This is a genomic window from Glycocaulis sp. (assembly GCF_052168375.1).
GTDB lineage: Bacteria > Pseudomonadota > Alphaproteobacteria > Caulobacterales > Maricaulaceae > Glycocaulis.
Genome location: NZ_JBQLZR010000312.1, coordinates 1 through 16,353, shown reverse-complemented (window position 1 = coordinate 16,353; position 16,353 = coordinate 1). Strand labels below are relative to the sequence as shown.

At 63.8% G+C, this 16,353-nt stretch carries 17 protein-coding genes; 11 read left to right on the top strand and 6 right to left on the bottom strand.

What is annotated here, in order from left to right; all coding sequences use genetic code 11:
• Positions 1 to 780: oxygen-dependent coproporphyrinogen-III oxidase (hemF, locus tag ACTS2Z_RS13000; RefSeq protein WP_442573637.1), on the bottom strand; the 780-nt coding region annotated here is incomplete at its 3' end.
• A gap of 180 nt (positions 781 to 960) precedes the next feature.
• Between hemF and ACTS2Z_RS12995 the strand changes: the two genes are divergently transcribed.
• Positions 961 to 2,409, top strand: a complete 1,449-nt coding sequence (locus ACTS2Z_RS12995) for a tetratricopeptide repeat-containing sulfotransferase family protein (RefSeq protein ID WP_442573636.1) — start codon at positions 961 to 963, stop codon at positions 2,407 to 2,409.
• Here the strand turns inward: ACTS2Z_RS12995 and ACTS2Z_RS12990 are convergent.
• Positions 2,396 to 2,998, bottom strand: coding sequence for a TetR/AcrR family transcriptional regulator (locus ACTS2Z_RS12990; RefSeq protein ID WP_442573635.1), 603 nt, complete (start codon positions 2,996 to 2,998; stop codon positions 2,396 to 2,398). The genes ACTS2Z_RS12995 and ACTS2Z_RS12990 overlap by 14 nt on opposite strands.
• Positions 2,999 to 3,099: 101 nt before the next feature.
• On the opposite strand from ACTS2Z_RS12990, the gene ACTS2Z_RS12985 reads away from it, so the two are divergent.
• From ACTS2Z_RS12985 to ACTS2Z_RS12945, 9 genes are all read left to right on the top strand, one after another.
• Positions 3,100 to 3,639, top strand: coding sequence for a PaaI family thioesterase (locus tag ACTS2Z_RS12985; protein WP_442573634.1), 540 nt, complete (start codon positions 3,100 to 3,102; stop codon positions 3,637 to 3,639).
• 233 nt (positions 3,640 to 3,872) lie between these two features.
• The gene (gene petA / locus ACTS2Z_RS12980) at positions 3,873 to 4,490 is read left to right on the top strand and encodes a ubiquinol-cytochrome c reductase iron-sulfur subunit (RefSeq protein WP_442573633.1); all 618 of its coding nucleotides are present in this window, start codon (positions 3,873 to 3,875) and stop codon (positions 4,488 to 4,490) included.
• Positions 4,491 to 4,504: 14 nt separating this feature from the next.
• Positions 4,505 to 5,791, top strand: coding sequence for a cytochrome b (locus tag ACTS2Z_RS12975; RefSeq protein ID WP_442573632.1), 1,287 nt, complete (start codon positions 4,505 to 4,507; stop codon positions 5,789 to 5,791).
• 14 nt (positions 5,792 to 5,805) lie between these two features.
• Positions 5,806 to 6,609 (top strand): cytochrome c1, encoded by an 804-nt coding sequence (locus ACTS2Z_RS12970; RefSeq protein ID WP_442573631.1) that lies wholly within the window; start codon positions 5,806 to 5,808, stop codon positions 6,607 to 6,609.
• A gap of 112 nt (positions 6,610 to 6,721) precedes the next feature.
• On the top strand, positions 6,722 to 7,330 hold the full coding sequence (locus ACTS2Z_RS12965; protein ID WP_442573630.1) for a GrpB family protein: 609 nt from the start codon (positions 6,722 to 6,724) through the stop codon (positions 7,328 to 7,330).
• Positions 7,330 to 8,214 (top strand): S-methyl-5'-thioadenosine phosphorylase, encoded by an 885-nt coding sequence (locus tag ACTS2Z_RS12960; RefSeq protein WP_442573629.1) that lies wholly within the window; start codon positions 7,330 to 7,332, stop codon positions 8,212 to 8,214. Before ACTS2Z_RS12965 ends, ACTS2Z_RS12960 begins: the two co-directional genes overlap by 1 nt.
• Before the next feature lie 332 nt (positions 8,215 to 8,546).
• Entirely contained in the window at positions 8,547 to 8,897 is a 351-nt protein-coding gene (locus tag ACTS2Z_RS12955) for a UrcA family protein (RefSeq protein ID WP_442573628.1), read from the top strand.
• 73 nt (positions 8,898 to 8,970) lie between these two features.
• Positions 8,971 to 9,501: an adenine phosphoribosyltransferase gene (locus tag ACTS2Z_RS12950; RefSeq protein WP_442573627.1), complete on the top strand. Its 531-nt coding sequence runs from the start codon at positions 8,971 to 8,973 to the stop codon at positions 9,499 to 9,501.
• 56 nt (positions 9,502 to 9,557) lie between these two features.
• On the top strand, positions 9,558 to 10,217 hold the full coding sequence (locus tag ACTS2Z_RS12945) for a hypothetical protein (protein WP_442573626.1): 660 nt from the start codon (positions 9,558 to 9,560) through the stop codon (positions 10,215 to 10,217).
• Here ACTS2Z_RS12945 and ACTS2Z_RS12940 read toward each other — a convergent pair.
• Positions 10,214 to 11,713 (bottom strand): S10 family peptidase, encoded by a 1,500-nt coding sequence (locus tag ACTS2Z_RS12940; protein WP_442573625.1) that lies wholly within the window; start codon positions 11,711 to 11,713, stop codon positions 10,214 to 10,216. The genes ACTS2Z_RS12945 and ACTS2Z_RS12940 overlap by 4 nt on opposite strands.
• A gap of 129 nt (positions 11,714 to 11,842) precedes the next feature.
• Between ACTS2Z_RS12940 and ACTS2Z_RS12935 the strand changes: the two genes are divergently transcribed.
• A complete protein-coding gene (locus tag ACTS2Z_RS12935) occupies positions 11,843 to 12,736 on the top strand; it encodes a 23S rRNA (adenine(2030)-N(6))-methyltransferase RlmJ (protein WP_442573624.1) in 894 nt (297 codons plus the stop codon).
• A 6-nt stretch (positions 12,737 to 12,742) separates the two neighbouring features.
• Here ACTS2Z_RS12935 and ACTS2Z_RS12930 read toward each other — a convergent pair whose 3' ends face one another.
• The 3 genes from ACTS2Z_RS12930 to ACTS2Z_RS12920 form a co-directional block, all read right to left on the bottom strand.
• Entirely contained in the window at positions 12,743 to 14,197 is a 1,455-nt protein-coding gene (locus ACTS2Z_RS12930) for an esterase/lipase family protein (RefSeq protein ID WP_442573623.1), read from the bottom strand.
• A 66-nt stretch (positions 14,198 to 14,263) separates the two neighbouring features.
• Positions 14,264 to 15,511 (bottom strand): multidrug effflux MFS transporter, encoded by a 1,248-nt coding sequence (locus ACTS2Z_RS12925; RefSeq protein ID WP_442573622.1) that lies wholly within the window; start codon positions 15,509 to 15,511, stop codon positions 14,264 to 14,266.
• 88 nt (positions 15,512 to 15,599) lie between these two features.
• Positions 15,600 to 16,353: SDR family oxidoreductase (locus ACTS2Z_RS12920; RefSeq protein ID WP_442573621.1), on the bottom strand; the 754-nt coding region annotated here is incomplete at its 5' end.

Genomic DNA, 16,353 nt, shown 5'->3' with positions numbered 1-16,353 from the left:
TTGCTCCTCGCGGTCGGCCTCGCTCCACGGTGTGCCCATACGGCGTGCGACTATCTCCGGATAGATATCGAGGAAAGCTTCTCCGACATCGCGGGTGAAGGCGAAGTCGGCGTCGTGATCGCCGGAATCGAGATGGTCGTAGAATATGCCGCCCACGCCGCGCGGCTCATTGCGGTGCTTCAGCCAGAAATACGTGTCGCACCAGGCCTTGAACTTCTCGAAATAGGCCGGGTCATGCGCGTCGCAGGCTTCGCGCGCCGCGTTGTGAAAATCGCGCGCATCCTCGAAGTCCTCGCGGCGCTGATAGTCCTGTGTCGGGTTCAGGTCCATGCCGCCGCCAAACCAGCTCACCGTGGTGGTGATGAAGCGCGTATTCATGTGAACGGCGGGCACATGCGGATTGCGCATGTGGGCGATCAGCGAAATGCCGGTAGCAAAGAAGCGCGGGTCTTCAGACGCGCCGCGCACATGCTTTGCAAATTCGGGTGAGAAGTTGCCGTAGACGGTCGAGCAGTGCACGCCGACCTTTTCAAACAGGCGCCCGCGCATCATGCCCATGACCCCGCCGCCGAGATCGTCCTGTCCCTCGCCGCGTTTCCAGGGTGTCAGTTCGAACCGGCCCGGCTCCCCGGGAAAGAGATCGTCTGGTGCTTCATCCTCCAGCGCCTCGAACGCGGCGCAGATCCGGTCACGCAGGCCTTCAAACCAGATGCGCGCCGCTTCACGCCGTTCTTGAAGCGTGCCGGCATCGATCGGTGTCAGGGGGGAGGGCGAGGACATGAATAACCCTTTTCAAGGTGTGGATATCTGGCAGCACAAAAGACATTTAACAGGGCCAAGGCAAGGGACGCAGTGCCGCAGGCTGGCATCACCCGTCAAGCGCGGCTAGGTTTCGGCGGCTGCTGGCGGGGGCAGCGCTCATCCGGCAAATAGTCCCGCTTGCTGACCTACGGAGCGCCCATGCTTCAGCCCGCCCATGATGATCCGCTTGCGGCACTATCCCGGGCCGTCGCGCGCGAGGACCTTCAAGGTGTATCGCACGCAGCGCGTGCGCTTCTGCGCTCGGGGGGGCGCCTTGGCTCTAGATGGAGCGAAGTTGCGGGCATCCTGAACGAGACCGGCGATGTGGCCTGCCTCATCGATGTCTGCAAGAAGCTGACAGAGGAAGTGCCCTCTGATCCGCAATCCTTCGTGTGGCTGGCGAGCGCCTACACACAGGGCGGCGCGCACCGCTCGGCACTGCAGACGCTTCAGCCTTTGCTGGCCGCTTCTCCGCGTGATCCTGGCCTGAACCGCCGCGTCGGCCGCATTCTTCTGGATATGGGCCTCAATAACGAGGCGCAGGTTCTTTTCAGAACGGCGCTCGGTGCCGACAGCCTCGATGCACTGGCGTGGGAGGGGCTCGCCAAGGCCCGGACTTTCACACGCGAGGATGATGATCTGGCCGCGCTCGAACAGGCCCGTGTGTCTGCCAACGAGGCTGTCAGTGCGCGTGACCGGGGCATTCTCTCCTACGCACTGGCCAAGGCGTATGATGATCTGGGCGAATACGAACTGGCAGCCCGGCGCGTGACGGAGGCAGCCGCCTTTTATCGGATGGCTGCACCGTTCAACATGGACCAGCACCGCGAAGGCGTGCGGCGTATCCTTGAGGTTTATGATGCGGGCTTTACCGGCGCCAACGAGGAGGCCGGCCTGATCGACAGCCGCCCGGTCTTCATCATGGCGCCGCCTGCCTGCGGGGCCAGCTGGCTCGCCGGCATCCTGTCCAGCGAAAACGATGTCGGTGCCTTGCAGCGCTCCAATGCGCTGTTCTGGATGAGCGCCTCACCGCTGGGAGACCAGACGCGAGACCATATCCAGGCGGCCCTGTCGGCCCCGCGCGAGGACAATGTTCTGACCGGGGTAGGTATGTCTTATCTCGGCTATGCGCGCGAATTGCTGGGCGATGTCCGGCGCTGGATCGACCCGACATCTCTGGGCGAGATGGCAGGCGGCGCGATCGGCCTGTGCCTGCCGGCGGCACGCTTTGTCCGCATACGCCGGGAACCGCTCGACCAGGCCTGGGCAATTTTGAAGACCCGCTTCCTGCGTGCCCGGTTCTGGACCTATCACCCTGACGACATCGCGCAGACCCTGGCCCTGCACAACCAGCTCATGGACCGCTGGGAAGCATTGTTCCCGGACCGTATCCTGAACGTCGCCTACGAAGACCTTGCCAATGACACCGAAAACGAGGTGAGGCGCATTGCATTCTTTGCCGGAGTGGATGCGGACGAGGCAGCCCGGGCCGCCGATGCCGCCCGTCCGCGCCTTCTGGCCGACCCTCCCGGCGTGCACGAACGCGCTGGCTCGCGCATCACGCCTGTGAGGGAAGCGCTGACCCGCGCCGGTTTTACGCTTTCCTGACGCCAGGCCTCAAGGGCGGCAATTCGCAAAGCAGCCCAGTCAGCGTCATGGCCGACCGTCTGACCGGTTCGGCGCTACGCTGCGCGCGGGCAAGGATCAGCGCGCCTTCAATCGTGCACAGGGCCAGCTCTGCCTGTTCGCGGGCCTGACCGGCATCGAGCCCATCTCCCACCAGCCTATCGGCAAGCGCGTCCTGCCAGCTTGTGAAAATCCCGGTGAGCGTCTCGGCAAGGCGCTGCGAGATGGCGGCCTGTTCCAGCGTCATGGTCGCGATGGGGCAGCCAATCTGGAACTCCGATTGCTCCAGCCAGCCTGCCAGCCGCCCGGTAAAGCGGACAATCAGTTCCGCCGTGCTGCGGCTTTCGCCGGCATCTTGGCGCAGTGTCTCGAGAAAGCGCTGCCCTGCGCGCAGTGCGGCGGCAATGGCGAGGCCTTCCTTGCCATCCGGGAAGTGGTGATAGAGCGAGCCTTTGGGGGCGCCAGCGACAGCCAGCACCTCATTCAGACCAGTTGCCGCATAGCCGCGTTCCTGGAACAGGCGCGCGGCGGCGCCGACCAGCCTGTCCCGTGTGGAAGCGTCCTCGCTCATGGCATTCCACTCCTGATTCGCACTGGCACCTTGCCAGACAGACTTTACAGACCGTTATACACGCTCATTATATAGACCAGTCGGTCTAATTGGAGGTGAAAATGCGGGACAATCAGCAATCAGGGCAGGGCAAGGGGGCAGCAGACGGAATTGCGGTATCTGGCGCCAGGCAGGACGGGGGAGCACGGCCCGCACCGCTTGTGGATGCCGAAACCTTTCGCCAGGTGATCCGCCATCAGCCTTTCACCCGCTGGACGGGGCTGGAGCTTGTCCGGGTCGGGTATGGCGAGGTCGAGACCCGCATGGCGCTGCGCAGCACCGACATGGTGCAGCATCACGGCTTCCTGCATGGCGGCCTCATTGCCTTTCTCGCCGACAATGTATGTGCCTATGCGGCCGCCACCGTGACGGGCGACGTGCTGACCGCGCAGGTGTCGGTGAACTATCTCTCGCCCGGCGTCGGCGAGGCCTTTATTGCAAGGGGGCATGTCGTGAAGGCCGGACGGCGACAGGTTGTCACCCGCGCCGACATACTTGCGGTGAAGGCAGGCGAGGAGAAACTTGTCGCCGTGGCCAGCGCTATCATCCTGCCTGCTGGCGACGCTGCACTGACACGTTTGCCGGACCCTTCGGCAGCCTGAGACGCTTTCACGCAGATAATCTGGTTGAAAAAAAGCACCCGGCATTCTAATCCCGCCGCACAGGAAAGCGTTGACGGGGCGGACGCTGCGGCGTTGAGACGCAAGGGCGAAACCGGACCGTCAGGCTAGATCACTGGGTAGTTCCCGTCTGTGCAGGGCCTTGCCGCCATGCGCAGACACACGCCATACAGGTGTGCAGCGTCACTACCCGCCGCCGTGAGAGAGGTCAGCGCGTGTCAGAAGCCACTGAAAATACCGGCGCACACGGCCAGGAGCCGAGCCGCCGCGATTTCATTTACATTGCCACCGGCGGTGCCCTTGCCGTGGGTGGTGCTTTCACCCTCTGGCCCTTCATCGACCAGATGAACCCGGCCGCCGACACGCTCGCGCTCGCCTCGACCGAGGTGAATATTGGCGAGCTGGAGGAAGGCCAGGAGATCACCGTGATCTACCGTGAGCGCCCGCACTTCGTGCGCCGGCGCACGGCGGCAGAGGTGGAAGCGGCCCGCAATGTCGACGTGGCGAGCCTTCCCGATGGTGATGCCCGCAATTTCAACCTGCCTTCGGGTTCGCCGGCGACCGACGATAACCGTTCGGGTCTGACGGCTGCGCTCGGCGAAGGCGTCGAGCTGGACGAGGCGCTGCGCGCCTCTTTCCTCGTTACCAGCGCGAACTGCACCCATCTGGGCTGCGTGCCGACCGAAGGTGCCGGTGACTACGGCGCCTGGTTCTGCCCGTGCCACGGCTCTCACTACGACACCTCGGGCCGTATCCGTCGCGGCCCGGCTCCGGAGAACCTCTCCGTGCCTGTGATGGCCTTCACTTCGGCCTCCGTGCTGCGTCTCGGCTAGGGGAAACAAGAACGATGAGCGGACCTTCGACTTACGAACCGAAAACCGGCTTTACCAAGTGGCTGGATGCGCGGCTGCCGGTCGTGCGCCTGGGCTGGGACTCCTTCGTGGACTTTCCCACGCCCCGCAACCTGAACTACTGGTATACGTTCGGCGGCATCCTCACCGTCTGCCTGATGATCCAGATCATCACCGGCATCGTGCTGGCCATGCACTACGTGCCGCATATCGACCATGCCTTTGCCAGCGTGCAGCGCATCGATCGTGATGTGAATTTCGGCTGGCTGGTGCGATCGATCCACGCGGTCGGCGCCTCGATGTTCTTCCTGGCCGTCTACATGCACATTTTCCGCGGGCTCTATTACGGCTCCTACAAGGCGCCTCGCGAGCTTTTGTGGATCCTCGGCGTTGTCATCTACCTTCTGATGATGGCCGCGGCCTTCCTGGGCTACGTCCTGCCGTGGGGCCAGATGTCCTACTGGGGCGCGATGGTGATCACAAACCTTCTGGGCGCCTTCCCGATTGTCGGCGGCCCGATCACCGAATGGCTTTGGGGCGGTTTCTCGGTCGGTAACGCAACGCTGAACCGCTTCTTCTCGCTGCACTACCTCATCCCGTTCCTGATTGCGGGCGTGGTGGGTCTGCACATCTGGGCGCTGCACGTTCCGGGCAACAACAACCCGACCGGCATCGAGGTGAAGTCGAACCGCGACACCTTGCCCTTCCACCCCTACTACACCTCGAAGGACGGCTTCGCGATCGTCCTCTTTCTGGTGATCTTCGCTTTCTTCGTCTTCTACTGGCCGGACGCGCTGGGCCACTCGGACAACTTCATTCCGGCTGACCCGCTGGTCACGCCCGCGCTGATTGTGCCGGAATGGTATCTCCTGCCCTTCTACGCGATCCTGCGCGCAGTGCCGGACAAGCTGGGCGGTGTGCTCCTGATGTTTGGTGCCATCGGCGTGCTGTTCATCCTGCCATGGCTGGACACCTCCAAGGTGCGCTCCATGCGCTACCGTCCGCTCGCCCGCTGGTTCTTCGGCTTCTTCGTCCTCTCCTGCCTGGGTCTTGGCTGGGCCGGCGCGGCGCTGCCCGATGATCCGGTTCCTGGTCTGGGCGCCATCGGCGTGGACTTCCTGATGATGGGCCGTGTCCTGACCGTCTATTACTTCGCCTACTTCCTCGTGATCCTGCCCATTCTGGGCTTCGTGGAGAAACCGTCCGAACGGCCGGCCTCCATCGAGGAATCGGTTCTGGGCGATACATCACGTTCCGCGCCTGCCGCGGTTCCGGCCGAATAGGAGTGAATGGAACAATGCGTGTGATCCGCACCCTCTTCATTGCCGCAACCGGCGCGCTTGCAGCCGTCGGCCTTGCCTCGGCAGCCGGTGAGTACCGCAAGCCGGAAGACTATCGCTTCTCGTTCGAAGGGCCGTTCAGCACGTTTGACCGTGCCGCGGTCCAGCGGGGCTTCTATGTCTTCAATCAGGTCTGCGCGGCCTGCCACAGCATGGAGCACCTGGCCTTCCGTCACCTCGGCCAGCCCGGCGGCCCGTTCCATGACCCGGATTACCCCAACCCGAACGACAACCCTGTCGTGCGCGCGATTGCAGCCGAGTACATCATTCAGGACGGTCCCGATGATATCGGTGACATGTTCGAGCGTCCGGGCCGTCCGGCTGACCGCTTCCCGTCCCCCTACGCCAACGAGGCGCAGGGCCGTGCGGCGAATAACGGCGCCTATCCGCCGGACCTCTCGGTGATCACCCGTGCCCGTCACTACGGCGCGCCTTATGTGCGCTCGCTGATGATGGGTTACGGCGAAGAGCCGCCAGAGGGCGTCACCGTGGGGGCAGGGCTGTACTACAACCCCTACTTCCCCGGCGGGCTCATTGCGATGCCGCCGCAACTACAGGACGGCTTGCTGACCTATAATGACGGCACCGAGGCAACGGTGGAACAGATGGCCACGGACGTGACCGAATTCCTCGCCTGGGCGTCCGATCCGCACATGGAACAGCGCAAGAGCCTCGGCCTCATGGTGCTGATCTATCTTGTGATCCTCTGCGGCCTTCTGTTTGCGACCTATCGCCAGATCTGGTCGAAGGTGGCTCACTAGGCAGTTGCACGCCGGGGTGCTCCTCATGCACCCTTGCAATCGGCTTGAACGGGCCGTCCCGATGCCGGGACGGCCCGTTTGTCATCAGGGATGGAAGCGTTCGGGGGCAGGCATGAAGAAAGACCCTATCGAGGTCGCAGCCTATGATCCGCAATGGGCGGAGGAAGGCCTGCAGTACGCCGAAGCGGTTGCCGCCGCACTCGGCCCCCTTGCGCTGCGGGTCGATCATGTCGGTTCGACGGCCGTGCCCGGTCTTGCGGCCAAGAATGTGATCGACATCCAGGCTCTGGTCCTGCGCCTTGAGGATGACGGCATCATCCCGGCCATGATCTCGGCCGGCTATCGTTTCCGCGATGCCAACACCTATGACCCGCCACACCCTGAAAGCCCGCCTGCGCTTGGCGATGATGACTGGCGCAAACTCTATTTCCGGGAAGCAAAGGGCGGCCGGCGCCTCCACATCCATGTCCGCCGCAATGGCGCGGCGGCGGCGCGCAATGCGCTGCTCCTTCGCGATTTCCTGCGCGATGACGCGCCGATGCGCCGTGATTACAGTGATTTCAAGATGGCGCTGGCGGCCAAGACGCGGAAAGATCGCGACGCCTACCAGACCATCAAGCGGCCCTTCATCGCGATCAGCCTGAGGGCGGCAGAGAGCTGGGCGGAACTGACCCGCTGGGTGCCCGGAGCGCCCGATGCATACTGGAGGAGTGCCGAGTAATGACACGCTGGGTTCTGGGCATTATCGGCGGATCGGGCCTCTACCAGCTTGCGGGCCTGGAGAACGTCACCCACCAGACAGTCGAGACCCCGTGGGGATCGCCCTCCGGGCAGCTCGTCCGCGGCCAGCTCAACGGCGTTGACCTGGTCTTTCTGGCCCGCCACGGCAAGGGTCACAGCCTGTCGCCCAGTGCCATCAACTACCGCGCCAATATTCACGCTCTCAAACGCGCAGGTGTGACCGACATCCTGTCGCTTTCGGCCTGTGGCTCGATGCGCGAGGAGCTGGCCCCGGGCAGCTTCGTGATTGTCGACCAGTATGTCGACCGCACCTTTGCCCGCGAGAAGAGCTTTTTCGGACCGGGCTGCGTCGCCCATGTGCCGATGGCTGATCCCGTCTGCAAGCGGCTCTCGGCGATGGCCGCCGAGGCGGCGCGCGAGGCCGGTGTCGAGACGGTGGTCGAGGGCGGAACCTATCTCGCCATGGAAGGCCCGCAATTCTCCACCCGCGCTGAAAGCCGTCTCTACCGTGAGTGGGGCATGGACGTGATCGGCATGACCAACATGCCCGAAGCCAAGCTGGCGCGTGAAGCGGAACTTCCCTATGCCAGCGTCTGCATGGTCACCGACTATGACTGCTGGCGCGAGGCAGATTCCGATGTCGACATCAACGACATCCTGAAAGTGATGGGCGAAAACACGGGCCGAGCCCATGACCTCATCGCGGCTCTGACACGCACCATGGCTGCGTCGGATCGTACGCCGGACCCGGCCGGCATCGGTACGGTGCTGGATCACGCCATCATAACCGCGCCCGCCCATCGTGATCCGGAGCTTGTCGCCCGGCTTTCCACGATTGCGGGCCGTGTTCTGTCACGGAACTGACGCCAGATAAATCAGGATCTTGGTCAAGTTATCCACAGCCTTGCGTGCCGCACGGCGGATTTCGGCTGCAAAAAATTCACAAAACTTCACCCTTTTGCAGCCCTGACGAGCGCCGTATGGTGCAAAAAATCAATATATAACAATACATTGTGAATGAACCAGCCTCGTTTTCGGACACACTTTTCATCCGCATCCGGATGTATTACAGTAATATGACTGGCAGGTGACGCTTATGTGTCATCTGTCTCTCGTGGACGGCATCTCCGTCCTTCGCCGCGTGAGGTTCCGGTGCGTCCGGGCCGGGGCGCGGCCAAGCCTCCCGGGAGGAAAAAATGAAACTGAAAGGGATTTTCGCCGCCGCTGGTGCCGCCATGATGATGACGGCCGCTTCGGCGATTGCGCAGCAGGCTGCCGACGTTCCGGTGTTCGAGTTCAACGTCGAGCGCGTCGCGCTGCTGGACGACACCAACACCCATGCCATCTATGAGCGTCTCGTCACTGAAGCGGGCGCCTATTGCAACACAGTGGTTCCGGCCGCATCGGTCGAGTTCCCCGTCTGCATCGAAACCATGGTCACCCATGTGGTGGGCGAGCTGGAGCACGCGCCACTGACGCGCCTTCACGAGGCGCGCCTGCAATCGCGCCAGCAGCCGCAGCAGGCCGTTGCGTTTAGCGCAGGCTAAGCACAGGCCACGCCTTGACGACCCCGGTGCCTGACAGGATTGTCTCCGTTCCTGTCCGGCGCCGGGGGTTTTCATGGACGCAATCAAGGCGGCAATCCGCACCATTCCTGACTACCCGAAGCCCGGCATCATGTTCCGCGATGTCACGACGCTTCTGGGCAATGCGCGCGCATTCCGCGCTGCGATAGACGCCATGCTCGCTCCTTATGCCGGCACCAAGATAGACAAGGTCGCAGGTATCGAGGCGCGCGGCTTCATTCTGGGCGGCGCCATCGCTCACCAGCTTTCCATCGGCTTTGTGCCCATCCGCAAGAAGGGCAAGCTGCCGTTCGACACCCTGACCCAGAGCTATCAGCTTGAATACGGGACGGATGAAATGGAGATGCACACCGACGCGGTTTCGTCCGGCGAGCGTATCCTTCTGGTCGATGATCTCATTGCAACGGGCGGCACTGCTGAAGCTGCCATCGCCCTTCTGCGCCGCGCAGGCGCAATCGTGGAGGGTGCGTCCTTCGTCGTCGATCTGCCAGAACTGGGCGGCGCAGACCGCATACGCGGCCTCAACGTGCCGGTTACGGCCTTGGTAGCGTTTGAGGGCCATTAGGGACTAGTCTCCTTCCCCGGAGGCGCCTCGCGCGTCGTTCAAGGGGGAGCAGACACATGTTCATCGGACATTACGGGCCGGCCTTCGCCGCGCCTGCTCTCGTTCGCAGCGTTCCGCTCTGGGCTGCATTCCTGTCCGTGCAATTCATCGATGTGGTGTGGAGTATCCTGATCCTCGCCGGGATCGAGCAGGTTCGCATCGTGCCAGGCTTCACGCAGATGAGCCCGCTCGATCTCTACCATATGCCCTGGTCGCATTCCCTCCCCGGCGCTCTGGTCCTCTCGGTTGTGGCCGGTAGCCTCTACTGGCTGTTCGCAAGGACTGATCGCGTTGCCGGCGCCCTGCTCATCGCAGCCTTGTGCTTTTCCCACTGGCTGGGTGACCTGATCGTGCATGTACCCGATCTGGCGCTCTGGCCGGGCGGACCCATGGTAGGCTTCGGCCTCTGGAACAATCTTCCCGCAGCGCTGGCACTGGAAGCAGGCCTCGTTTTGGCAGGCCTCATCGTCTACCTGCGCGTGACACGGGCGAAAGGCCTTGCGGGACGCATCGCCCCGTACGCGCTGGCAGGTTTCCTTCTGGCGCTGGAGGCGATCCACCTTACCGGTGAACCGCCCGCCAGTGCTCAGGAGATGGCTGTGATCAGCCTGGCGGCCTTCCTTGTCCTCGCCGGACTGGCCGCCATCGCCGACCGGACGCGCGAGGCGCGCGCCTAGGGATTGCCGGCCGCAACGAACTCGCGGACATCGCGGGCCAGTTGCTCGATGGACGGGTGATGCAGGTACATCATGTGCCCGGCCTCGTAATAGGTCAGCGTTACGCGGCTCTGGTCATAGGCACGCTGGTTGAACGTCATCTCCGTGCCGAAGAAGGGCGTGGCGAGATCATAGATGCCATTCGTCGCGAGGACGCGCAGGTCCGAGTTCTGGCGCATGGCGCGTTCCAGCCACAGGGACGTGTTCAGGTAGGAGTTGTTTCCGCCCGCTTCGCCCGCATTCCAGTTCCAGTCACGCACTCCGCCAAGCGTCACGTAAGGATCGGTAATGGTGACGCCGAGATTGCGGGTGTAGTGGTCACGCATGGCAGCCGTATAGCCCGCCGCAATGCCATAGCCGGACGGGTCGCCTTCAGGGTTTTCCCGCAGGGAATCCGGTTCAAGGCCTGCGAAGCGCGAGTCGAAACGGCCGACACTTCGGCCCTGGTCGCGCAGGATCTCGGTGCGGAAGCGGTTCAGCGGAATGCGCAGGTTCGACGAGCGGATATAGCTTTCCGAAAGCCCGGTCAGTTCCGCCATCCGCACAACCGTGGCGTTGAAGCGTTCCTCGTCCACGTCATGGCCGCGCAGCAGGGTGGGGAGGAAGTCGTCGGTCGCAAAATCCCGCGCATCACGCAAGAAGGCGTTGAAGTCATTGCTCCAGGCTGAGCGGTCAACGCGGTTGTGATACCAGGCAGTTGCCGCATAGCCGGGCAGAAGCCCGGTCAGGCCCAGCGGGCTTTCCGGCCGGGCGTTGGCCATTTCCATGATTACCGAGATCAGGACCACGCCGTTGAATGCGACATTGTTCCAGCCCAGCTCGAACTCGTTCATCAACGCGCCGATACGCGTCGTGCCATAGCTCTCGCCCATCAGATAGCGCGGCGAGTTCCAGCGCTGGTTCTCGGTCAGCCAGATGCGGATGAACTGGCCAAGCGAACGGGCATCCTCGTTCACGCCCCAGAAGGTGGAGGGGTCGGTTTCGCCCAGCGCCCGGCTGAAGCCCGTGCCCACCGGATCGATGAAGACAAGGTCAGCCTGGTCGAGAAGCGTGTGCGGATTGGCTTGCAGGTCATAGGGTGCAGCGCCGTCATCTTCGGCCTCGGAAGGCAGGACCAGGTGCACAGGGCCGAACACGCCCATATGCAGCCAGAGCGAAGCCGAGCCCGGCCCGCCATTGAAGATGAAGGCGACAGGGCGCTGGCGCGGATCGGATACGCCTTCGCGGATATAGCTGGTGGAGAAGATGGCCGCTGTCGCCGTGCCATTCTCGTCGCGCAGGAAGGTTTCCCCGGCGACAGCGCGATAGCGCACGCGCTGTCCATTGGCGGTCACCTCGCCGCGGCTCTCGAACACGCGCGGCTCGCGCGGATCGTTCGCGGTGTCGGGTGCCTGGGCGGCCACGCTGGCCACGCCCAGTACAAGGGCGGCAAGCCCGCCTGCAAGTGTTCTGATCATGATGTCTCCCCGCTTCGGCTTTTTGCCGGTTTGATGTTGCAGCGAACGCTAACGCGCGAGGCCAAGGCGTCAATCTTGCTGAGCGTTCACAATTGCGTGGCTGGCTGCAGAGCCCTAGAAGCAGGCCCCATGAATTATCGTCATGCGTTTCATGCAGGCAATTTTGCCGACGTGCTCAAACACGCCGTGCTGGCGCTGTGCCTTGAGCATTACAAGCGCAAGGACAAGCCCTTTGCGGTGATCGATACCCATGCCGGTATCGGCGCCTACGACCTGACCAGTGATGCCGCCCGGCGCAGCCCCGAATGGCAGGCAGGGATTGGCCGGGTCATGGACGCTGAACGCCCTGGCGATGTGGCGCGCGTGCTTGCGCCCTTGCTGCGCGTTATCGAGGCCATGAATGAGGCCGGTACGCTGCAAGCCTATCCCGGCTCGCCGGAGGTTTCGGCCCGCCTGATCCGGTCCCATGACCGGGTGCATTTGTGCGAACTGCACGAGTCCGACGCGCGCACGCTCGACAGGCGCTACGCGCTCAACGCCAGAGTGAAGGTGGAGCAGCGCGACGGCTACAAGGCGCTGAAAACCCTGCTGCCGCCGCGCGAGAAGCGGGGCCTCGTCCTCATTGATCCGCCTTTTGAGGGGCGGGACGAATTTGTCCGCCTCGCGGAAGCCGCCATGCGCGGCCTTGAACGCTGGCCGACAGGAACTTTTGTCTTCTGGCGCCCGATGAAGGACCTCTGGTCACTCGACCGGTTTGACGAGGGGCTGGCCGAATGGCTGGTCACGGAACGCGATATCGAGCCGGAAGCCATCCTTCGTGCGGACATGTGGGTCAGGGACCTCGAGAGCGAAGGCAAGCTGGCCGGCGCGGGCCTTGTCATCATCAATCCGCCTCACACGCTCGAAGCCGATCTTCTCGTCCTGATGCCGTGGCTGTGCGATGTGCTCCGGCAAGGCGAGGGCGCGGGCTGGCGCCTCGATGGCATCGTCACGCCGGAAATGGCAGCGGCCTGGGCAGAGTGAAGCAGACTAGCCGAGACCCCTGGCCGTGAAGACGCTGTCATCGGCGCGTCTCGGCACGATGATTTCTATGAAGTGAGTCGCGTAGCGGCGCAGGAAGTGCTCGCCGCCTTCCGGTGTCAGGCTGCGCAGCGGGATCAGTCCCGATCCCATGGCACTGCGCCGGTCAAAATAGCTGATCAGCTTTCCCGGTCCCGGTGCGCTGATGCCGGCGGCCAGCAAGGGCAGGCGGGCCGGTGTCAGTGCCGATTTCAGCCCGCCCTGCCGCATCAGCTCGCGCCGGTCGATATGAAAGACGCGGCGGGACGGATCGCGCCGGTTCACATGCACCTTTTTCAGGACATGGCGCAGCGCGTATTCCTCTGGCCGGGAAAGCGAGCTGCCAAGCCCGGCCGCCAACTCCGTCTCCGTCGGCGCGGTCAGCCAGATGAAATAATCATCGACCGGCAGGCCCGTATCATCGCGCACCGAAAATACCAGCTGGTAATGCTCGTTGAAGGCGTCGGGCAAGGGCGGCTCGTCGGTATCAAGCCCGGCGCGCTCGCCTGCGGCGTCCGGCTGGACCAGCGTGCGGGTCCGGGCATTGAGCGCGCTCCAGTCAGCGCGAACCTCAGCGTATCCGGTTGCGTCATCGACCCACAGGGCTTGCAGGATCATGCGCCCGAGCCGGCCAGCGCCGCGCTCGCCCGTATCGGCGGGTTCGGTAATGTTGAGATGGTGGCGGTCGGGCAGCACGGCGAAAGGCGTGGTTTCCGGCCCGCGCCGGGTCCAGACGCGCCGCTCGGGCAGCCCATCCTCGCTTTGCCGGGTGAAATCCACAGTCAGCCCTTGCGCATCGAGATTGGTGCTCGCCACCCGAACCGTGCCGTCCCATGCATCTTCGCCCAGAATGCCCATGGGCCGCACGACATCGAGCCCGGTCATGACGAAGGGGCGGGTGCCGTCCGCACTGTAGGGGCTCGCCGTTTCGCCATCGCGCGATAGTCGGTCACTCAGCGTGAGCTCTTCCTGGAAGCGCGCGCCGTGTTCCAGTGCATGCAGGAACTCCGCGCCCGTCTCGAACCCGTTGCCGAACCCCTTGAACAGGCGGGCGAGGGCCGAGCGCCCCATCACGGCCAGCGGCGAGCCGAAATTGGCCGGTGCCAGCAAAAGCAGATTGTCCACCGGAGCGCCGCCGCGCGGAAAGGCCTGCGTGAGCCATTGACGCACGACCAGAGCGCCCGTCGAATGGGCGGCGATGTGAAAGCGTTCGCCCAGACGGCCATCGCCCTGCATCTCGCGCACGACCTCGCCCAGCCGTCTGGCGCTGTCTTCAGGGCGTACCTCGTCGGCCATGGACGGGTAGCCACCCAGCCAGACATTTTCGACCTTGAAGCCGTTGCGCGAAAGGAAGCCTGCCAGCGGGCGCAGCGAGGTGTCCCGGGCGCTCCAGCCATGAACGGTCAGGACGTGGCGTGTCGGCATTGCGGGTCTCCGTTGAGGTGAACCCGCCAAGAGTATGCCCGAACGCCGGGGCGTCGGACAGTCAGATCAGGCTTCGCCCGTTTCGGGGCCGGTATCGCCCGTCCCGAAAAGCCTGCCCTTCTCGGTGATGAGGACGATCACGAGGGCGACAGCGCCGAGCCCCGCCATGCCTGCCAGAAGCGGGACAACTGATCCGTTGAAGGACTGGCCGATGGCCGATCCCAGGATCGCGCCGCCGATCGCGGTAACCGAACCATAGAGGGCCGATGTCGTGCCCGCCCGCTTGCCCGCTGGCTCCAGCACGAGCGCTGAGAAGTTGGCACCCATCATTCCGAACAGCATCATGCCAAGCGTCAGGAGCGGGTAGAACACCCAGAAGGGTGGCTCGCCGGCCATCGCGTAGAGTGTGTGGCCGACATTGATCAGCGTGAAGGCGATGATCGCGGCGTGAGAGATACGGCGCATGCCGTGGCGCTGCACGATGCGGGCATTGATGATGTTGGAAATCGCCAGACCTCCGGCGATGCCGGCAAAGGCAAGCGCAAACCAGGCCTCCAGCCCGTAAAGCTCCGCCATGACCTGCTCGGCCGTCGCGATGAAGGCGAACAGGCCACCAAAGATGAAGCCTGCTGCCAGCATGTAGCCGAGTGTGATCCGGTTGCTGGCCGCCAGCCAGTAATTGCGTGCCGCCGATCCGATCCGCACCGGAATCCGGTTCTCCGCGCTCAACGTCTCGGGCAGGCGCAGCAGCATCCAGGCCCAGAGCAGTCCCCCGCCTGTCAGCAGTGCAGCAAAGATCCAGCGCCAGTCGGCGACAAAGAGGATGAGCTGGCCCAGGCCCGGCGCCAGTATGGGTGCAGCCATGAAGAAGGTCATGGCGATGGAGATGATCTGCGCCATGCGCCGTCCGGAGACGAGGTCACGCACCACGGCGGTGGCGATCACGCGTGTACCGGCTGCCGCTGCGCCTTGCAGGGCGCGCGCTGCCAGCATCCAGCCGAACTCCGGCGCGGCAAGGCAGAGCAGCGTCGCCAGCGAGTAGGCGCCCAGTGATACCAGCAGCACGGTGCGCCGGCCCAGCGCATCGGCAAGCGGCCCGTAGAAAATCTGCGCGATCCCGAAGCCGAAGACATAGGCTGTGATCACCAGCTGGCGTTCATTGCCGGCTGCGCCGAATGCCTCGCCGATATCGGGCAAGGCCGGAAGCATGATGTCGATCGACAGCGCATTCAGCGCCATCAGGGCGCTTGTCATGGCGATAAGCTCGGTCAGGCCCAGCGTCGGGCGCTTCGGATCGGGAGAGGAAAGGGCCAAGAGCTTTGTCCGAGAGGTTCTGGCGGACGCAAAAAAATCGCGCCCGGTCCGGTCTAGTTAGGCCCTAAGGCAGGCGGCGTCGACCAGCCTAGCTGCCAAGCGCGCCAAACACGTCGCGTGTCAGGCGCGGATCGAAGTGCTGACCGCCATCCACACAGACGATCTGGCCCGATACGGACGGTGTTGCGAGGAACCAGCGCAAGGTGCGCACCAGGTCGTCCGGCGTCGGCCCGCGCTGAAGCGGATTGTCATTGTGCAGTTTCTGGAACGCCGCCTCGTCGTGATACGGGCTTGGCAGGGTCAGGCCGGGCGCGACGGCATTGACGCGGATCTTCGGCGCCAGCGCGCGTGCCAGCATGTCCGTGACCGCTTTCAGGCCCACCTTCGATATCGTGTAGGAGTAGAAATCGGCGTTGATATTGAAGAGCTTGTAATCGAGCACATTGAAGATCATCGCCCCGTCAGGCGCCTGCGCGGCGAATGCCTTGGACAGGAGAACGGGCGCCAGCGTGTTGGCCTCCATATGCCGTCTAAAGCTGTCTGCGCTCACGCTTTCCACGCTGTCGTCTTCAAAGATGGAGGCAGAGTTGACCAGCAGGCTGACCGGCCCCATGGCCTTTGTAACGGCGGCCATCAGCCCTTCCGCGCTGGAGGCATCGGAAAAATCGGCGCTGAAAACGCCTGCCTTCACGCCTTTTCCACGCAGGATTTCGGCGAGCGCTTCAGCCTCGGTGCGCGAGTGATTGCAGTGAATGGCGATGTCATGTCCGTCGGCACCCAGCGCCTCCCAGAAGGCGCGCCCGAGGCGCTTCGCGCCGCCGGTAACAAGTGCGGTATGGGTG